Source organism: Cytobacillus oceanisediminis (assembly GCF_004366035.1).
In the GTDB taxonomy this organism is placed as follows: Bacteria; Bacillota; Bacilli; order Bacillales; family Cytobacillaceae; genus Cytobacillus; species Cytobacillus oceanisediminis_C.
In genome coordinates this window covers 1-1,414 of sequence record NZ_SOEE01000052.1, presented here as the reverse complement: position 1 = coordinate 1,414, position 1,414 = coordinate 1, and the positions used below count along the sequence as shown (strand labels likewise).

The 1,414-nt window shown below is 40.9% G+C and carries 1 protein-coding gene; it reads left to right on the top strand.

Annotation, left to right across the window (positions count from 1 at the left end; genetic code table 11):
- Positions 1-1,414 (top strand): aconitate hydratase AcnA (acnA, locus tag DFO72_RS29070; protein WP_134177355.1); only part of this gene is annotated, 1,414 nt, incomplete at both ends.

Genomic DNA, 1,414 nt, shown 5'->3' with positions numbered 1-1,414 from the left:
TTCAATTAATTGAAGCTTATACTAAAGCACAAGGTCTTTTCCGAGATGATACCATGCCTGATCCTCTTTATACGGACATCTTGGAACTGGATCTTTCCACTGTACAAGCTTCTGTCGCTGGTCCCAAGCGTCCTCAGGACAGGGTAGATTTAAAATCCTTAAAACAAACATTTAAAGAGGTATTAGGACTCCCAGTGAAGCAAGGAGGATTTGGATTAACAGAGGAAAAAATTGCAACAAAGATTCCTTTACAATTCGCCAATGGAACGACATCAGAGTTGAAAACTGGTTCACTGGTACTCGCCGCTATCACAAGCTGTACAAATACGTCTAATCCTTCCGTGATGATTGCAGCAGGTTTATTGGCTAAAAAAGCAGTAGAACGGGGGTTACAAGTTCCTGCACATGTGAAAACTAGCCTCTCACCGGGTTCTTTAGTGGTTACTGAATATTTAACGCGGGCGGGTCTGATGCCTTATATGGAAAAGCTTGGCTTCAATGTGATAGGATACGGCTGTGCTACTTGCAATGGAAGCAGTGGACCCTTAATTCCAGAAGTAGAGGATGCCATCCAAAAGTATGATCTTACAGTCTCTTCGATTTTAAGTGGAAACAGAAATTTTGAAGGACGTGTTCATTCCTTAATTAAAGCTAACTATCTAGCATCACCTCCACTAGTTGTGGCTTATGCTCTAGTAGGGACACTTGATATTGATCTGTTACAGGAACCAATTAGCTACGATCAAGATAAAGGTCCTGTTTATTTAAAGGATATTTGGCCGCCATCCGAAGAAATCGACCAGATTATTCGAAAGCATGTGAAACCTGAACTATTTCGTGCAAAATATGAAAATATTTTCGAGGTCAATGAGAGATGGAACGCTTTACAAGTAGGAGTAAATCCAGATTATCAGTGGGATTCAGACTCTAATTATATTCAAGAACCGCCTTTTCTTCAAAATATAGAATATGAAGTCACTCCAATGCAATCCATAAGAGGGGCTCGACCATTGGTTATACTTGGAGATTCAATTACTACAGACCACATCTCACCAGCTGGATCGATATTAGTAAAAAGTCCAGCAGGAGAGTATTTGAAAGAAATAGGTGTAAAACCGAATGACTTTAATACGTATGGAGCTCGACGCGGAAATCATGAAGTTATGATACGGGGAACGTTTGCCAATGTTCGGCTTCGCAATGAGATGGTGCCTGGAACCGAAGGTGGAGTGACCAACTATACACCTACAAACCAAGTAATGTCGATTTACGAAGCTGCGATGAAGTATCAAGAACATAACCAGCCGACAATCATTATTGCTGGAAAAGAATATGGTTCTGGTAGTTCAAGAGATTGGGCGGCTAAAGGAACTAGGTTACTTGGGGTTAAAGCGGTACTAGCAGAAAACTTTGA